This window comes from Skermanella pratensis (assembly GCF_008843145.1).
Taxonomy (GTDB): domain Bacteria; phylum Pseudomonadota; class Alphaproteobacteria; order Azospirillales; family Azospirillaceae; genus Skermanella; species Skermanella pratensis.
This window is the reverse complement of record NZ_CP030265.1, coordinates 4604765-4620020: the sequence shown is the minus strand read 5'-3', so window position 1 is coordinate 4620020 and position 15256 is coordinate 4604765. Positions and strand designations below refer to the sequence as shown.

The window sequence follows — 15256 nt, the reverse complement described above, 5'->3', positions numbered from 1 at the left end:
AAGGACCTGGAACCCGATGCTCGATGAAGGACAGGATATGCGGACCACCCTGCTGGCGATGGTCCTGCCGAAGGCCGTGAAGCGGGCCGTCGAAGCCTACGGGAAGATCTGCGAAGTCCCGCCGCCCGACGATCCGAAAGAGTTCACCGCCCTCCAAGGCGCCTGCAAGGCGGCGATCGGCCACCTGACGGCCCTGTTCCAGCTCCACCGGCTGGTCACGGCGACGCTGCCGAAGGCGGGGCCGGACGATGGCGCTCCGGACAATGGAATCCCGGACGACCCGTTCGCCGAGGTCTATGCCCGGGCGGCGCGCACGATCGCCGAGCTGGACGGGACGGATGCCCCGGACGGGGACTGAGCGGCGGTGGAGAGGTTCGAGAGTTTCAGGGATTTCCTGATCGTGTGGAACACGTTCCAGGACCTGCCGTCGCCCGACCACCACATGCGCATCGCCGAATGGCTGACCACGGGCTGGTACGGGGGAGACCGCCGGCTCCTCCTGATGGCGTTCCGCAACAGCGGGAAATCGACCGTGGTCGGGCTGTTCGCGGCCTGGCTGCTGAAGACGGACCCGTCCCTGCGGATCATGGTGCTGGCGGCCGACCTGGCGCTGGCGAAGAAGATGGTCCGCACCGTCAAGCGGATCGTCGAGCGCCACCCCCAGACCCAGGGTCTCAAGCCCGAGCGGGCCGACCAGTGGGCCAGCGACCAGTTCACCGTCAGGCGGCCGATGGAGCTGCGCGATCCCAGCATGCTGGCCCTCGGGATCGGCGCGAACCTGACCGGCAGCCGGGCCGACGTGGTGATCTGCGACGACGTGGAGGTCCCGCGCACTTGCGACACCGCGCCGAAACGGGAGGACCTGCGCGAGCGGCTGGGCGAGATCGACTATATCCTGGTGCCCGGCGGCATGCAGCTCTATGTCGGCACGCCGCACAGCTACTACACCATCTATGCCGACGAGCCGCGCCGGGAGATCGGCGAGGGCGTCCCCTTCCTCGACGGTTTCCAGCGGCTTCTCATCCCGATCCGGGACGCCGAAGGCAGGAGCGCCTGGCCAACCCGCTTTTCGAACGAGGCGATCGAGCGCATCCGCCGGGCGACCGGGCCGAACAAGTTCGAGAGCCAGATGATGCTGAAGCCGGTCAGCATCGCCGACGGACGGCTCGACCCGGACCTCATGCTGCCTTACGAGGCGGAGCTGGACTACCGCGAGGCTCGCGGCGTTCCGGTGCTGATGCTGGGCGACCGGCGCATGGTCTCGGCCAGCTGCTGGTGGGACCCGGCCTACGGGGCGGCGGCGCCGGACGGCGCCGCGCGGGAGGGCAGGGCGGGGGACGGCAGCGTCGTGGCCGCCGTCTTCTCCGATGCCGACGGCGGCTACTGGCTGCACAGGATCCGCTACCTGACGGCAGTGCCGGACGGCGGCGACCACGAGGCGGCGCAGCAGTGCCGGCAGGTGGCGGAGTTCCTGCGCGACCTCCACCTGCCGTCGGTCATGCTGGAGACCAACGGCGTGGGCAAGTTCCTGCCCGGCATCCTGCGGCGGGAGCTGGCGCGGTACGGCGTCGCGGCCTCCGTCGTGGAGAAAAACTCCAGCGTCCCGAAGGACCGCCGCATCCTGGAAGCGTTCGACGCCGTGCTGGCCGCCGGCGCGCTGCATGCCCACCGCAGCGTCTGGGACACGCCCTTCGTGCGGGAAATGCGCGAGTGGCGCCCCGGCGGCCGGCACAAGGGCCATGACGACGGCCTGGATGCCGTCGCCGGATGCCTGTCGAACGAGCCGGTCCGCTTCGGCGCGGTCGCGAGACCCGGCCGGAACGCCGACTGGCGCGGTAGTCCGGCGGGTCGGGCGGTGACCGATTTCAAAGTGTGACCTTCCCGCTGGCGGGAATGACCGGGCCGCCCATTCGGGGCGGCCTTTTTTCGTCCTGATCAGGAGAAAACCAAATGCCTGAAGCTTCCGGGATCAATCTCTCCTGGTGGATCACCGTGGTCGAGCTGCCGATGCTGGCCGCCCTGTTCTGGCTGATCTGGCACGTCCGCCAGGAGTCCGAGGAGGCGCTCGACCGCGTCCACCGCCTGTCCGAGACGGCGCTGTCCCAGATGCGGGAGAGCCTGTCGGCCTACAAGCTGGAGGTCGCCAAGACCTACGTGTCCGTCGGCTACCTGAAGGACGTCGAGCGCCGGCTGACCGACCACCTGCTGCGCATCGACGCGAAGCTGGACGGGGCGGCCCTGATCCAGGCCGAGCGGTCGGGAGAGCGGCGATGACCCGCCGGAGGCTGGTGCCCGTCGCATCTCCCGCCCCGCCGCCCGTCACGGAACCCGTTCCGGGCCGGCCGGACGACGGCACCATCGACGTCTTGGCCCGTACCCTGTGGGGCGAGGCCCGGACCGGGACGCTGCGCGGCATCGAGGCGGTGGCCGCCGTCGTCATGAACCGGGCGGCCCTGGAACCCGGCGTCGCCATCGCCGACATCTGCCGGCGCTTTCCCTGCTGGAGCGCCGACAACCCGGACCGCTTCCGGCTGTCCGTCGTCCAGCCGGCCGCTCCGGCGAGGGTCGGCCGGGCATCGTCCGACGCCCTGCTGTTCGCCACCTGCCTGCGGATCGCCCGGCGGGCGGCGGCCGGCGTGCTGGACGATCCGACCGGAGGGGCCACCCTGTACCATGACGGCGGGGTCCTGCCGGACTGGGCGGCCCGGCTGGCGCCGACCGCGGAGATCGGCGACCGCCTGTTCTACGCGGTCGGCGGCGGGGAGCCGTCATGATCCCGCTGGTGCTGGCGCAGCTCGGGCTGCCGCTGCTCCTGAAGGCGGTCGGGGCGGGGTTGGAGAAGATCGACGGCCCCGTCGCGGCCCAGGCGGCTCAGGCCGTCCGGGCGGTGGATGCCGCGGTCGGCGACGGCAGCATCCCGGCCGCGTCGGTCGCCGAGGCGAACCGCCACATGGAACGGATGGCCGAGCTGGACTCCGCCGACCGGCGGGTCGCGCTGACCGAGGTGAACCGGAGCCTTCGGGCGGAAGTCGCGTCGGAGGACGCCTATGTCAGGCGGATGCGGCCGACCTTCGGCTACATCATGGCGCTGACCTGGCTCGCCCAGATGCTCGCCATCGCCTGGGTGATCGTCGCCGACCCCGGCCAGGCCAACCTGGTCATCACGGCGATGACCTCGCTCGGCACGATCTGGACCGTCGGTCTCAGCGTGCTGGGCATATATGTCTACAAGAGGTCCGACGACAAGCGGGTCGCGGCGGGCGATGGGCCGGAGGCCGGGCCGTTCGCAGTCTTGGCCCGGCGACTCGGAAAGGGGACGTCCTGAGGCTTGGCGGCCGCGGCGGCATGATGCCGCCGCGCCGTCAGGGTCTGGACCGCCTGGCCTGGGCGGGACGTCAGCCTTCCTCGTTGATCATCGCCTGGTAGATCTTCCAGGCGGTCTCGACGCTGACATGGCCCGAACGCGCCCCGGCGGTCAGCATCGCGGTGGTCGGCTTGATGGGGACGCTGACCAGGCCGGTATCGCCCATGGTCTCGACCACGTTCAGCGCATAGTTCATGGCGTTGCTGGAAGGCCGCTTCTCGTCGATTTTGTAATGCAGTCGCGTATCCATGTTTTCCTCCTGGTGGTGGACCTGTAAAGGCAAGATCGGTGCCAGTCACCCGGAAGTTCGATAGTTGTCTCGGGTACGAAATAAAAGGTATGGCGAAACATGGACTTAGGTGTCGCCGCCGGGGTGCCGCGACTCCAACTTACCCCTTCGCCATGGTTAGCGACAGATTAGCAACCGGTTCGGCTTTGCAAATTGCCGAAGGGTCCGCGCATCGCGTCTCGCATTCTGCAAAATGAATAGGGTTTTCCAGGAAGCCGGCCGGCCTTTGCAGCGCGGCGCGCATGGGCTAGTGTCCCGGCCATGACCAGCGACACCGTCATCTACCATATGTGCCGGGCCGAGGAATGGACGGCCGCCAAGCGCACCGGAAGCTATCCCGGCTCGTCCCAGGACGCGGCCGACGGCTTCATCCATTTCTCCACCGCCGCCCAGATCGTCGAGAGCGCCGCGAAGCACAGGAAGGGGCAGGCCGGCCTGGTCCTGCTGAGCGTGCGCGCCGACCGGCTTGGCCCCGCCCTGAAATGGGAGCCGTCGCGCGGCGGGCAACTCTTCCCCCATCTCTACGGCGCCCTGCCGGTCGAGGCGGTCGTCGCGGTCGATCCCCTGCCGCTGGGTCCCGACGGCCGGCACCGCTTCCCGCAGGCTCTCGCCGACGATCCCCGGAGTATTGACGGAAATTGATCGACCTCTTTCCCGTCGCGGGGCCGCTGCTTCGCCGGCTCGACCCGGAAACGGCCCACGGCCTCACCGTCTCGGCCCTGAAGGCCGGCCTGGTGCCGGCGAACCGCCTCGCTGCCGACCCGGCCCTGGCCTGCCGCCTGTGGGGTCTGGATTTCGCCAATCCGGTCGGCCTCGCCGCCGGGTTCGACAAGAACGCGGAGGTCCCCGACGCCATGCTGGCCCAGGGCTTCGGCTTCGTCGAGGTGGGCAGCGTGACGCCCCGCCCGCAGTCCGGCAACCCGCGTCCGCGCGTGTTCCGCCTGCCGGAGCAGCGGGCGATGATCAACCGCTACGGTTTCAACAATGACGGCCTGGACGCCGTCGCCGGCCGCCTGGAGGCCCGGTCGGGCCGGCCGGGGCTGGTCGGGGCCAATGTCGGCAAGAACAAGGAGACGGCGGACGCCGCGGCCGACTACGTGATCGGCATACGCCGGGTGGCGCGGCTCGCGGACTATCTGGTGATCAACGTCTCGTCGCCCAACACGCCCGGCCTCCGCACGCTCCAGGGCCGCGAACCGCTGGCGGAACTGCTCGACCGGTCGCTGGCCGCGCGGGCCGAGGCGGTCACCTCCGGCAAGCCGCCGCCGCTGCTGCTGAAGATCGCGCCCGACCTGACCGACGAGGACAAGGGTGACATCGCGGAGGTGGCGCTGGCCAGCGGCATCGACGGGCTGATCGTCTCCAATACGACGGTCTCCCGCCCTCCCGGACTGCCTCCGGCGGTCGCGGCCGAGACCGGCGGGCTGAGCGGAGCCCCCCTGATGGCGCCGTCCACCGCCGTGCTGGCGGACATGTACCGCCTGACCGGAGGCAGGCTTCCGCTGGTGGGATGCGGCGGCATCGAGTCGGGCCGGGACGCCTATGCCAAGATCCGCGCCGGCGCCTCGCTGGTCCAGCTCTATACCGCCCTGGTCTATCGGGGGCCCCGTCTCGTCGGCGAGATCAACCGCGACCTTGCTGCCCTTTTGCGCGCCGACGGGTTCTCTTCCCTGAAGGATGCCGTCGGGGCCGATCACCGGCGGGCTTCACCCGTTTCTCCCGCAGCTTGAAGGGCGACATGCATTCCGAAGAAACTCCCGCGGCGGTTCCCGTCCATCCCGGGATCGCCGCGCTGGCGGACCGCTATGACGGCTATATCCTCGATCTCTGGGGCGTCCTGCACAACGGGGTCGAGGCCTATCCAGGCGTGATCGACTGCCTCGACCGGCTCAGGGCCGCGGGCAAGCGCGTCTGCCTGCTGTCCAATGCGCCGCGCCGCTGTGCCGGCGTCGCGGAGAAGCTGGCCGGCATGGGCATCACGCCGGACCATTACGACCACCTGATGACATCGGGGGAGGCCACGCACGACGCCCTGGCCGATCCGCCGGACGAGTGGCACGCGGGCCTCGGGCGCCGCTGCCTCCATATCGGGCCGCCGCGCGACACCGATGTGTTCGAGGGGCTCCGGCTCGAGCTGGTCGATGATCCGGCGCAGGCGGACTTCGTCGTGAATACCGGCATCGACAGCTTCGACGAAACGATCGCCGACTACGAGGCGATCCTGAAGTCCTGCGCCGCCCACTCGCTCCCGATGGTCTGCGCCAATCCCGACCTGGTCGTGGTGGTCGGCACGAAGATGGCGATCTGCGCCGGCATGCTGGCCCAACATTACGAGGAACTGGGCGGCTCGGTGCGCTATCACGGCAAGCCGCACGCCCCGGTCTACCGGCGCTGCTTCGACCTGCTGGGAATCCATGACCGGACGCGGATCGCGGCCGTCGGCGACAGTTTCCGGACCGACGTGGCGGGGGCCAACGCCGCGGGGATCGACGCCCTCCTGGTGACCAGCGGCATCCACCTGGAAGAGCTGGCCACCGCCTGGGGCGAGCATCCCGACCCGGCCAAGCTGGCCGCCGCGGCAGCGGCAAGCGGCCATCTTCCGCAGGGTGCCATCCCGCGGTTCCACTGGTAACGGTCGCGAGGCATGGATCCAAATCGCAGGCCGGCATCGGTCTTCAGGACCGACGCCGGCCTGCGAGGCATTCTTCTCCCGATAACCCGGATGTCAGTACGCGCCGGGCTCGGCCACCGCCGGGCGACGCGGGCCGACGGCGTCGAGCGCCGTATTCACCAGCGCGCCGCACCGAAGTCCCTCGTCCGGGGACGGTTCCCCGTTCACGTCGAAATCCGACTCTTCCGCCATTCCTGAAAAGCGCAGGCTCTGGAAGGCCGAGGCATCCCGGAAGTAGCAGATCAGGAAAACCCGGATCGCCGCCGTCAGGTTGGTGTCGGCTCGCTTTTCATCGATCATCGAGATGATCTCGTTGATGGACCGCTCCTCGCGCCGGCAGATATCGGTAAGCGAGGTCCACATGACCTGCTCCATCCGAATGCTGGTCCGGCGTCCCGAGACAGTCACGTTACGGCAGATCAAGGCCGTGTCCATATTCGTCGCTTGCATCGACACCACCACTACTCTGTTAGCCACATATGCATTGGGCGAAAGCTGATATGGCTTTGGTACTATGCAGACGATCGTATGACAACGCTGAAAGTTATATGGAGAAGCAAATTACCCAAAAATGACACAGATGGATTAATCCGGAGGTTCAGGGCTCGATGATCTGTTCGGCCGGGGCGGGCGGGTTGGGATGGATGAAGCCGTTGGCGGCGTAGACCTTGCCGAAGCTCCGCGTCGGCCGGTACAGGACCCGGACCGCCGTCCAGTCGTTGGCGGGGGAAACGTCCTGGACCAGGTCCCGCGAGATCCGGCCCTTGGCGCCGTCGCGCGGCGCCCAGTTGGCGTGCTCCACCACGATCATGCGCGACTCCAGCACATGCCTCACCAGGGCCACGTGGCCGAACGGCATCGCCTTGGTCCGCTGGAAGACCATCACGGCGTCGCGGTGGGGGCGCTGTCCCGTCTCGTAGCGTCCCCTGGCTTGTGGCCACCACATCCAGGCATTGCCGGAGAGTTCGATCGCGCCCGCCTGCCGGACGAACTGGACGCAGTTCACGTATCCGGCCAGGGCCGGGCCGGACAAGGACGCCGCCGCCAGGGACAGAAGAACCGCGGCAACTCCCGATCGGGCTAACCGGAGAAAAGGCATCGTCTACCCCCTGGCCTGTTTCTCTTCTTCTACAGCGTCGCCCGTCCCCCCAGCAAGGAAAGATGTTGTATCGATAGCACAGGCCGCAAAAATTCGACTCAGCCAAAGGGGGTGGATCATGGAGATGCTCCGGTAACGGACATCAACAAGTCGGTCTGTCCATAGTGAGGTCGAAGTACAGGGCGAGGCTGGCGTACCGATTCGTCTATTCTATGCTGGTCGAGACTTCCGGAATCTCCGCTTCGTCTGCCGATGAAGAGCCTGCCTGCGGCAAAATGTCTGCCGCTGTGGTTTGGCGATCCGGGTGAGCGATTCCGTGTTGGCAAGGTCAGGCGACGGCCCTTATAAACGCGGCATCAGTTTGCTGCGGTGCAACAAGAATGAAACTATTGGAGTTCCAACAGATGTCCCAGAACAATTTCGACTTCGGCAAGCTGTTCAACGGCCAGGTTCCGAATCTCGACGTCAAAGCGCTGATCGACGCGCAGAACCGCAATTTCGAAGCCATGGTCAAGGTCGGCAGGATCTTCGCCGATACCACCCAGTCCCTGTTCAAGCGCCAGGTCGAAATCGCCGAGGCCAACCTGAAGGACTCCGCGGAGAGCACCAAGGCCGTCATGGCGGTCAAGGATCTTCCGACCTCCCTGAACATGCAGGCGGAACTCGCCAAGGCGACGGCCGACAAGGTCAGCGCCCAGGTCCGCGAACTGTCGGAGATCGCTGCCAAGGGCGGCCGGGAAGCCTATTCGGTCATCAGCTCCCGCACCCAGGAAAGCGTCGCCGAACTGAAGGCACTGACGGTCTCCAAGGCCGCCTGAGCAGCCGGGCGCGGCAGCGGCCCCGCTGCCGCGCCTGACCAGCGTCAGGAAGTCGTCCAGGCCGCGCCGGCATCGGCGCGGCCTTGTCCGTTCGCGGGCTGCCTCGCCGGCTCGGGAAGCGCCGGGAACCTTTGGCCGGTGGTTGCGTTGATGCCGCGCCCGTGCCCTTCGGGTGCCGGCGAAGGTGACGACGATGACCATCCTGAACGTAAGGCACGTGACCGTGTACCGCTACTCGACGCCGGTGGGCTTCGGGGAGCACCGTCTGATGTTCAGGCCGCGAGACAGTCACGACATGCGTTTGCTCGCAACCAGGATGGTGATCAGCCCGCCGCCGACCAATGTCCGATGGATGCACGACGTCTTCGGCAATTCGATCGCGATCGCTTCCTTCGACCAGACCGCGACCGAGCTGCGGTTCGAGAGCTTCATCCGCCTGGACCATTTCGGCCTGTCCAACCCCGACTTCCCGATCGAGGACTACGCGAAGACCTATCCTTTCTCCTACTCGGCCGAGGAGATCCCGGATCTCGGGCGGACGACGGAGCGCCATTTTCCCGATCCGGACCATCTGGTCGACGAGTGGGCCAAGCAGTTCATCCGGACCGACGGCCCGACCGAAACCCAGGAGATGCTGGTCTCGATGACCGGCACCATCAAGGAAAGCTTCACCTACAAGGCGCGGGTCGCCGTCGGGACCCAAAGCCCGCCCGAGACCCTGGAAAGCCGGACCGGCACCTGCCGCGATTTTGCCCTCCTGATGATGGAGGCGGCGCGGACGCTGGGATTCGCCGCCCGCTTCGTTTCGGGATACCTGTACGACCCGGCGGTCGACGGCGATCCCGAGAGCCGCGTCGGCGGCGGCGCCACCCATGCCTGGGTCCAGATCTACCTGCCGGGCGCCGGATGGGTCGAGTTCGACCCGACCAACGGTATCGTCGGCGGCGCCGGCCTCATCCGCGTCGCGGTCACCCGCGACCCGGCGCAGGCCGTTCCCCTGAGCGGCGACTGGTTCGGCGAGGCGGAGGACTTCCTGGGCATGGATGTCGATGTGACCGTCACCTCGGAATAGAGACCCGGGGAATATAAACCTGGGGAGTGGCGGTCCGGGAATGACTGGCCGCCGCGAGATCTTTTGCGGGTATTGAAACCGGAGCGTCAAAAATCCGTCATCGGCTTCCGCTATATTGTGGGTAACGGTTTTACGAAATTTCGAGGCAGGACGTCATGTCCGCATGTGCGCCCGTGCCGCGCAGCTACCGTTCGCCAGGACCGAACAGGGCGGCGCCTGGGGAAGGCGGCTTCAGGGCCGGTGATCTGGTCATCCCGTTGCCGTCGATCGATCCGGCCGCCCACTGTACGCGGGTCTACGACATATTCGCCGATTATCCGGAATGGCCGGCGCTGGCGGTGGTCAACCGCGGCGCGGTGGTCGGCATGATCGCCCGGCCGGACCTGTTCGCCACCTTCGCCAAGCCGCTGCTCCGCGACCTGTACGAGCGCCGGCCGATTTCGCTCCTGATGGACCGGCTGCCGCTGGTCGTGGACGTGGACCTCAGCCTGGACGAGGTCAGCCAGCGCATCGCCGACGACAAGCCCGAGGCGCTGGTCAGCGGCTTCATCATTACGGAGCGGGGCGAATACCGCGGGATCGCGACGGCGCTGGCGCTGATGGGGAGGTCGGTCGAACAGGCACGGGCCAAGAACCGCGAGCTGGACGAGGCCCGCAGGGCGGCCGAGGCGGCCAACTCCGCCAAGAGCAGCTTCCTGGCCAATATGAGCCATGAACTGCGCACGCCGCTCAACGCGGTGATCGGGTTCGCCGAACTGATCGAGTCCGAGGTGTTCGGGCCGCTCGGCAGCGAGCGCTACGGAGAGTATGCGGCCGACATCCGCGTCAGCGGCCATCACCTGCTCGACCTGATCAACGATCTGCTCGACCTGTCCAAGGCCGAGGCGAACCGGCTGGAACTGAGCGAGGGAAAGGTCGACGTCCGGTCCATCGTCGGCTCCAGCGTCCGCATTCTCGCCGAGCTGGCGCAGCGCGGCGGCGTCACGCTCCGGGCGGAGGTTCCGGCGCCGTTGCCGCCGCTCCGGGGGGACGAGCGCAAGCTGCGCCAGATGGTCCTGAACCTGGTCTCCAACGCGGTCAAGTTCACGCCGGCCGGCGGCGGCGTGACGGTCTCGGCGACCCTGACGGAGACGGGCGATTTGGCTGTCGCCGTCGCGGATACCGGTATCGGGATGAGCCCCGACGAGCAGGTCAGGGCGATGGAGCCGTTCAGCCAGATCGACAACGCCATGAACCGCCGCCAGAAAGGGACCGGGCTTGGACTTCCCCTGACCCGGCGGCTGGTCGAGCTGCATGGCGGCAGGCTGCGCATGGACAGCGTCAGCGGCCAAGGCACGACGATCACCCTGTACTTCCCGGCCGAACGCCTGGAGGCGCGTACGGTCAGTCTGGCGGAGGCGTGAGCAGGTCCCGGAACTCCGTCACCACCGCCTCGTAGATCGGCCGCTTGAAAGGGACGATCAGCCCGGCGAGCCGGTCCGGCTCGACCCACTGCCAGGCGTCGAACTCCGGATGTTCGGTGGCGAGGTCGATGTCGGCGTCGGCGCCGGTGAAGCGGGCGAGGATCCATTTCTGCTCCTGCCCGCGGTACTTGCCCTTCCAGACCTTGCCGATCAGGTGGGGCGGCAGGTCGTAGCGCAGCCAGCCCGCCGTCTCGGCGACGACGTCGGCGGCCGCGGTGCCGATCTCCTCGACCAGCTCGCGGAGCGCCGCCTCGCGCGGGGTTTCGCCGGGATCGATGCCGCCCTGGGGCATCTGCCAGGCGTCGGGCGTGTCGAGCCGCCGGCCGACGAAGACCCTGCCGCCGGCATTGACCAGCATGATGCCGACGCAGGGGCGGTAGGGCAGTTTGTCCGCTTTGCTCATGGGGAGGGTGTCTTCCTGCCGGACGGTTTACCGGTCGGCCTGCTTGTTGACGAGCGCGGTGATGGGGGCCAGCACGATGCCTTTCCCCTCCAGCGTCTTGATCCATTCGCTGAGCTGGTCCAGCGTGACCGGGTAGGGCTGGGCGATGCCGACCGCGGCGCCGTCCAGCCGCGCCGCATCCTCCAGCAGGCGCAGGCGGGCCTCGATCGCGGACCGGGAGGGAACCTCGTCGACCAGCGTGTCGGCGATGGCCCGGGGCAGGCCGATCCGGGTCGCTTCCCGCGCGGCGATGCTGCGGGCCCCGGCGCGGGCGTCCAGGAACATCAGGCCGCGCCGGTTGACTTCCGCCAGCATCGGGCGGACGCTGTCCGGGGCGCCCGTGAAGCGGGTACCCGACAGGGACAGGACGCCGACATAGCCCGATACCCGCCCGAGCGATCCCAGCAGCCTCTGCTGGTTGCGGTCGCCGTCGAGCGAGACCAGCAGGGCGCCGGGACCGGGATCGTTGCGCGGAAAGTCGGCAGGTTCGGCCGGCAGGTCCAGCATCACCTCGTGTCCCAGCCGGCGCGCCTGGTCCACCCAGGTGCCGAGCTGCCCCGCGGTGCTGGAGAAAGCCAGGGTCACGGCGCCCGGCAGCCCCTCGATGGCCCGCAGCGTCGCGTTGGACGAGATCCCCAGCGGGCCGACCACCAGGGCGATGCGCGGGCGCTTGTCGTCGTGGAAGAAGGGCCGGGCATAGGTTTGCCACGGCGTCCTGCCGTCCGACGCGATCCGGGGCAGCGGACCGCGCGGCGAGTCCTCGATCAGGCCCGCCGCCGGCGCCGGCGTCATGGGGACCGGGTCGTAGGGCGAGTTGATGACGGCCTGGGCCGCCTTGGCCGGTTCGGCCTGGATCACCCCGCCGCTGTCGGGCGCCAGGACGGGAACGACGATGCGGGGTACCGCCGCCTCCAGTTCCCGCTCGGTCTCCTCGGCCCCGTCCACCAGCCAGGCCGCCGTCCCGCCGGCCAGCAGGACGGGAAGCAGGATCGCGAGCACCGCCGCGATCCGGCGGCCCTTGCGCGACCCGGCCGTCGCCTTCGCCGCCAGGACGGCCGTCCGGATGCGCCGGGTGACCAGGTTGCGCTCGACCCCGGTGTCGATCTCGGTCGACAGCGTCCGCTCGCCGTCGACCACCGGCCCGGCCGCCTTCCGCCGCCGCGGCTTCAGCTTGGCGAAGGCCTGGGCCGCGGCGCGGCGGATCGCGGCGATGTCGATGGCGACCTTGACCTTGGACTTGGCCTTGGGGGCTTTCGCCTTGGACGGAGCCTGTTTGGCGGCGGTTGCCATCGGGGATGCGCGGGCCTCAGTTGACGGCGCGGGTATTGAACAGCGAAACGCCGCGGATCAGGTCGAGCGCCCGGGCGAGCTGGTAGTCGAACTGGTCGTTGGCCGCGGCGGCCGCCGCGTCGCCGTCCTCGCCCTGGGGCGTCCCCTGCGCACCGGGACCGGGTGCCGGAGTGCCGGGTGCCGGAGTGCCTGGCGCCGGGGCCGGGGCGGGCGGAGCCGCCTGGGGGGCGGGCTGCCCCTGCTGGTTGCCGGTCACGGTGTCGTTCCGGAGCGCGCCGCGCAGGTCGGACTCGCGTCGGCGCAGGCCCTGCTGGATCTCCTCGACCCGCGCGGGCTGGACCTCGATGTCCGGGCTGATGCCGAGCGCCTGGATCGAGCGGCCCGATGGCGTGTAGTAGCGCGCGGTGGTCAGGCGCATGGCGCCGTGGCCGGGCAGGGGGATGATGGTCTGGACCGAGCCCTTGCCGAAGGACTGGGTGCCCAGCACGATCGCCCGGCGGTGGTCCTGGAGCGCGCCGGCGACGATCTCCGACGCGGAGGCCGAGCCGCCGTTGATCAGCACCACGATGGGCTTGCCCTTGGCGAGGTCGCCCGCCTTGGAATTGTACCGCTGCCCGTCCTCCGGCTTGCGGCCCCGGGTCGAGACGATCTCGCCCTTGTCCAGGAAGCTGTCGGAGACCGAGATCGCCTGGTCGAGCAACCCGCCCGGATTGTTCCGCAGATCGATCACATAGCCGGTCAGCTTGTTGCCCAGGTCCTTCTCCAGCCGCTCGACGGCCCGCTCCAGGCCCATCTGGGTCTGCTCGTTGAAGGTGGTGATGCGGATATACCCGACGTCGCCCTCTTCCCGGTAGCGGACGGACTGGATCTTGATGGTGTCGCGGGTGATGCTGACGTCGAACGGCTCGGCGCCCTCGCCGCGCCGGATCGTCACCTTGATGTCGCTGCCGACCGGGCCGCGCATCTTCTCGACCGCGTCGGCCAGGTTCATGCCGGAGATCGCCTCGCCGTCCAGGTGCGTGATCAGGTCGCCCGGCTGGAGGCCGGCGCGGAAGGCCGGCGTCTCGTCGATCGGCGAGACGACCTTGATCAGGCCGTTCTCCATGGTGACCTCGATGCCGAGCCCGCCGAACTCGCCCCGGGTCTGCACCTGCATGTCCTGGAAGCTTTTGCGGTTCAGGTAGCTGGAATGCGGGTCCAGCGAGGTCAGCATGCCGTTGATGGCCGTTTCGATCAGTTGCTCGTCGGTGACCGACTCGACGTACTCGGACCGGACGCGCTCGAACACGTCGCCGAAGAGGTTGAGCTGCCTATAGGTTTCCGAGGTGTTGGTCTCGGCGATCGCACAAGCCGGCGCCAGGAATAATATGCCCGCTAGGGCGGCAGCACTGATCGTTTTCATCATCTAACCTTGTCCTTTCCCATCGGAAGCGGGGAGGCCGCGCTGCGGGTTGATGGGCTGACCGTTCCGTCGCAGCTCGAAGTAGAGATCGGGATAGCCGTCCGCCGGGCTACCCATCACGCCCAGAGGTTCGCCCGCCAGAACGCGTTGGCCGACCTTGGTGTCGATACGGCCCAGTCCTGCGATAAGACTATGGTATCCATTCGGATGTTCAACGATCAAGATGAGGCCGTAGCCGCGGAACGGCCCGGCGAACATGATCGATCCGGACGACGGCGCCACCACCTGGGCGCCGGGCCGGGCCGAGACCGTCAGCCCGCGGCTGGTCACGCCGAACTTGTCCGCCTCGCCATAGCGGGTGGTGACCTGGCCGGCCACCGGAAGGCGCGACGCCCCCTCCCGCGATCCGCCATCCGGCTGGTCCCGGTCGGGCGGGGTCGGGGGCGTGATCGAGGCGGCGATCTCGCGCTCCCGCTCCGCGGCCGCGGCGGCCTCGCGGGTGGCCCGCTCGCGCTCCGCCTTCTCCCGTTCGGCCTTGGCCCGGGCGAGCGCTTCGGCCTTGCGCCGCTGCTCCTCGCGGCGGCGCTGCTCGGCCTCGCGTTCCAGGCGTTCGATCAGGCCGCGCAGGTCCTGCGCCTCGTTGCCGAGCCTGGCCATCCGATCCGCGACCTGCCGGCGCTCCGCCTCGGTCTGCTGCTGAAGTTCCTGCCGGCGCTCGACCAGCTTGGCGATCTCGTCCTGGCGGGCCGCCAGCGCCGTGCGGGCGTCCTGCGCCTGGGTGCGGCGGGCCGCCAGGTCGGCGCGCAGGTCGGCCAGCCTTTGGAGGGACAGGGCCAGGGCCTCGGCCCGTTCGCGCAGGATCGGCACGGCGGAGCGCAGCAGCAGCGCGCTGCGCAGGGTGTCGACCGGCGACTCCGGGCGGGCGATCATGGCTTCGGGCGGGATGCGCGACAGTCGCTGGAGCCCGCCGAGCAGTTCGGCGATGCTGGCCTTGTCGGCGTCGAGCTTGCCGGACCGGGCCGTCTCCTCCGCCTCCAGGGCGCGGAGCGTCTCCTCCAGCCCGGTCAGTTCGGTTTCGAGCCGGGCGGCCTCGTCGGCGGTTTGGACCAGACGGCCGCGGAGCCCTTCCAGCTCCCGCTCCAGCGCCTCGCCCGAGCGGGCGAGCGCCGCGTCCCGCTGCCGGCCCGCCTCGATCTGGCGTTCTATCTCGGTCAGCGCGCGCTGGGACGCGCGGGGGTCGGCCTGGGCCCAGGCCGGTTTCCCGGAAGGCCCGCCCCCGGAAAGCCCGCCGAAACCGCCCGCAGCGCCGAGGAGGGCAGCCGCCGCCAATGCCGCCCTCCGCATGC

The 15256-nt window shown here is 68.9% G+C and carries 18 protein-coding genes; 11 read left to right on the top strand and 7 right to left on the bottom strand.

Annotation, left to right across the window (positions count from 1 at the left end; all coding sequences use genetic code 11):
• Positions 1-37 precede the first annotated feature (37 nt).
• The 5 genes from DPR14_RS21260 (at position 38) to DPR14_RS21240 (ending at position 3325) form a co-directional block, all read left to right on the top strand.
• On the top strand, positions 38-358 hold the full coding sequence (locus DPR14_RS21260; RefSeq protein WP_192499077.1) for a hypothetical protein: 321 nt from the start codon (positions 38-40) through the stop codon (positions 356-358).
• A gap of 6 nt (positions 359-364) precedes the next feature.
• A complete protein-coding gene (gene terL, locus DPR14_RS21255) occupies positions 365-1876 on the top strand; it encodes a phage terminase large subunit (protein WP_158046925.1) in 1512 nt (503 codons plus the stop codon).
• Positions 1877-1950: 74 nt separating this feature from the next.
• Complete coding sequence (locus DPR14_RS21250; protein ID WP_158046924.1) at positions 1951-2274, top strand: hypothetical protein; 324 nt, start codon at positions 1951-1953, stop codon at positions 2272-2274.
• Positions 2271-2774 carry a cell wall hydrolase gene (locus DPR14_RS21245; RefSeq protein ID WP_158046923.1) on the top strand — a complete coding sequence of 168 codons (504 nt, stop codon included), beginning with the start codon at positions 2271-2273 and terminating at the stop codon, positions 2772-2774. The genes DPR14_RS21250 and DPR14_RS21245 overlap by 4 nt, the downstream gene beginning before the upstream one ends.
• Positions 2771-3325, top strand: coding sequence for a 3TM-type holin (locus DPR14_RS21240; RefSeq protein WP_158046922.1), 555 nt, complete (start codon positions 2771-2773; stop codon positions 3323-3325). Before DPR14_RS21245 ends, DPR14_RS21240 begins: the two co-directional genes overlap by 4 nt.
• 70 nt (positions 3326-3395) lie before the next feature.
• Here the strand turns inward: DPR14_RS21240 and DPR14_RS21235 are convergent, their stop codons facing one another.
• Positions 3396-3614, bottom strand: a complete 219-nt coding sequence (locus DPR14_RS21235; RefSeq protein WP_158046921.1) for a hypothetical protein — start codon at positions 3612-3614, stop codon at positions 3396-3398.
• 300 nt (positions 3615-3914) lie between these two features.
• Here DPR14_RS21235 and DPR14_RS21230 point away from each other — a divergent pair, with 300 nt between their 5' ends.
• The 3 genes from DPR14_RS21230 to DPR14_RS21220 are packed head-to-tail and all read left to right on the top strand — an operon-like array spanning position 3915 to position 6285.
• Positions 3915-4295, top strand: a complete 381-nt coding sequence (locus DPR14_RS21230) for a DUF952 domain-containing protein (protein ID WP_246148423.1) — start codon at positions 3915-3917, stop codon at positions 4293-4295.
• On the top strand, positions 4292-5383 hold the full coding sequence (locus DPR14_RS21225) for a quinone-dependent dihydroorotate dehydrogenase (protein ID WP_158046920.1): 1092 nt from the start codon (positions 4292-4294) through the stop codon (positions 5381-5383). Before DPR14_RS21230 ends, DPR14_RS21225 begins: the two co-directional genes overlap by 4 nt.
• Positions 5384-5391: 8 nt before the next feature.
• Entirely contained in the window at positions 5392-6285 is an 894-nt protein-coding gene (locus DPR14_RS21220; protein ID WP_158046919.1) for a TIGR01459 family HAD-type hydrolase, read from the top strand.
• Positions 6286-6378: 93 nt separating this feature from the next.
• Here DPR14_RS21220 and DPR14_RS21215 read toward each other — a convergent pair whose 3' ends face one another.
• Both DPR14_RS21215 and DPR14_RS21210 read right to left on the bottom strand, forming a co-directional pair.
• On the bottom strand, positions 6379-6786 hold the full coding sequence (locus tag DPR14_RS21215) for a ribbon-helix-helix domain-containing protein (protein ID WP_158046918.1): 408 nt from the start codon (positions 6784-6786) through the stop codon (positions 6379-6381).
• 136 nt (positions 6787-6922) lie between these two features.
• The gene (locus tag DPR14_RS21210) at positions 6923-7357 is read right to left on the bottom strand and encodes a CHAP domain-containing protein (protein WP_192499076.1); all 435 of its coding nucleotides are present in this window, start codon (positions 7355-7357) and stop codon (positions 6923-6925) included.
• Between the two features lie 470 nt (positions 7358-7827).
• Between DPR14_RS21210 and DPR14_RS21205 the strand changes: the two genes are divergently transcribed.
• The 3 genes from DPR14_RS21205 to DPR14_RS21195 all read left to right on the top strand — a co-directional run bounded on the left by DPR14_RS21205 (position 7828) and on the right by DPR14_RS21195 (position 10716).
• Positions 7828-8241: a phasin family protein gene (locus DPR14_RS21205; protein WP_192499075.1), complete on the top strand. Its 414-nt coding sequence runs from the start codon at positions 7828-7830 to the stop codon at positions 8239-8241.
• Between the two features lie 193 nt (positions 8242-8434).
• Positions 8435-9313: a transglutaminase family protein gene (locus tag DPR14_RS21200; RefSeq protein WP_158046915.1), complete on the top strand. Its 879-nt coding sequence runs from the start codon at positions 8435-8437 to the stop codon at positions 9311-9313.
• A gap of 155 nt (positions 9314-9468) precedes the next feature.
• Positions 9469-10716: a sensor histidine kinase gene (locus DPR14_RS21195; RefSeq protein WP_158046914.1), complete on the top strand. Its 1248-nt coding sequence runs from the start codon at positions 9469-9471 to the stop codon at positions 10714-10716.
• On the opposite strand, the gene DPR14_RS21190 is transcribed toward DPR14_RS21195, so the two are convergent.
• From DPR14_RS21190 to DPR14_RS21175, 4 genes are read right to left on the bottom strand one after another with little or no spacing between them, the layout of a single operon-like run.
• Positions 10697-11179, bottom strand: coding sequence for an RNA pyrophosphohydrolase (locus DPR14_RS21190; RefSeq protein ID WP_158046913.1), 483 nt, complete (start codon positions 11177-11179; stop codon positions 10697-10699). The two genes, DPR14_RS21195 and DPR14_RS21190, sit on opposite strands and share 20 nt — an antisense overlap.
• Positions 11180-11206: 27 nt before the next feature.
• A complete protein-coding gene (locus tag DPR14_RS21185) occupies positions 11207-12508 on the bottom strand; it encodes a divergent polysaccharide deacetylase family protein (RefSeq protein ID WP_158046912.1) in 1302 nt (433 codons plus the stop codon).
• 16 nt (positions 12509-12524) lie between these two features.
• A complete protein-coding gene (locus tag DPR14_RS21180) occupies positions 12525-13913 on the bottom strand; it encodes a S41 family peptidase (protein WP_192499074.1) in 1389 nt (462 codons plus the stop codon).
• Positions 13914-15254 carry a murein hydrolase activator EnvC family protein gene (locus DPR14_RS21175; protein ID WP_158046911.1) on the bottom strand — a complete coding sequence of 447 codons (1341 nt, stop codon included), beginning with the start codon at positions 15252-15254 and terminating at the stop codon, positions 13914-13916.
• Between the last annotated feature and the right edge of the window lie 2 nt (positions 15255-15256).

Coding starts and splice junctions, on each gene's coding strand:
- DPR14_RS21260 (WP_192499077.1), top strand. CDS start 38: ATGCGGACCACCCTGCTGGCGATGGTCCTGCCGAAGGCCGTGAAGCGG.
- DPR14_RS21250 (WP_158046924.1), top strand. CDS start 1,951: ATGCCTGAAGCTTCCGGGATCAATCTCTCCTGGTGGATCACCGTGGTC.
- DPR14_RS21245 (WP_158046923.1), top strand. CDS start 2,271: ATGACCCGCCGGAGGCTGGTGCCCGTCGCATCTCCCGCCCCGCCGCCC.
- DPR14_RS21240 (WP_158046922.1), top strand. CDS start 2,771: ATGATCCCGCTGGTGCTGGCGCAGCTCGGGCTGCCGCTGCTCCTGAAG.
- DPR14_RS21235 (WP_158046921.1), bottom strand. CDS start 3,614: ATGGATACGCGACTGCATTACAAAATCGACGAGAAGCGGCCTTCCAGC.
- DPR14_RS21230 (WP_246148423.1), top strand. CDS start 3,915: ATGACCAGCGACACCGTCATCTACCATATGTGCCGGGCCGAGGAATGG.
- DPR14_RS21220 (WP_158046919.1), top strand. CDS start 5,392: ATGCATTCCGAAGAAACTCCCGCGGCGGTTCCCGTCCATCCCGGGATC.
- DPR14_RS21205 (WP_192499075.1), top strand. CDS start 7,828: ATGTCCCAGAACAATTTCGACTTCGGCAAGCTGTTCAACGGCCAGGTT.
- DPR14_RS21200 (WP_158046915.1), top strand. CDS start 8,435: ATGACCATCCTGAACGTAAGGCACGTGACCGTGTACCGCTACTCGACG.
- DPR14_RS21195 (WP_158046914.1), top strand. CDS start 9,469: ATGTCCGCATGTGCGCCCGTGCCGCGCAGCTACCGTTCGCCAGGACCG.
- DPR14_RS21190 (WP_158046913.1), bottom strand. CDS start 11,179: ATGAGCAAAGCGGACAAACTGCCCTACCGCCCCTGCGTCGGCATCATG.
- DPR14_RS21185 (WP_158046912.1), bottom strand. CDS start 12,508: ATGGCAACCGCCGCCAAACAGGCTCCGTCCAAGGCGAAAGCCCCCAAG.
- DPR14_RS21180 (WP_192499074.1), bottom strand. CDS start 13,913: ATGATGAAAACGATCAGTGCTGCCGCCCTAGCGGGCATATTATTCCTG.
- DPR14_RS21175 (WP_158046911.1), bottom strand. CDS start 15,254: ATGCGGAGGGCGGCATTGGCGGCGGCTGCCCTCCTCGGCGCTGCGGGC.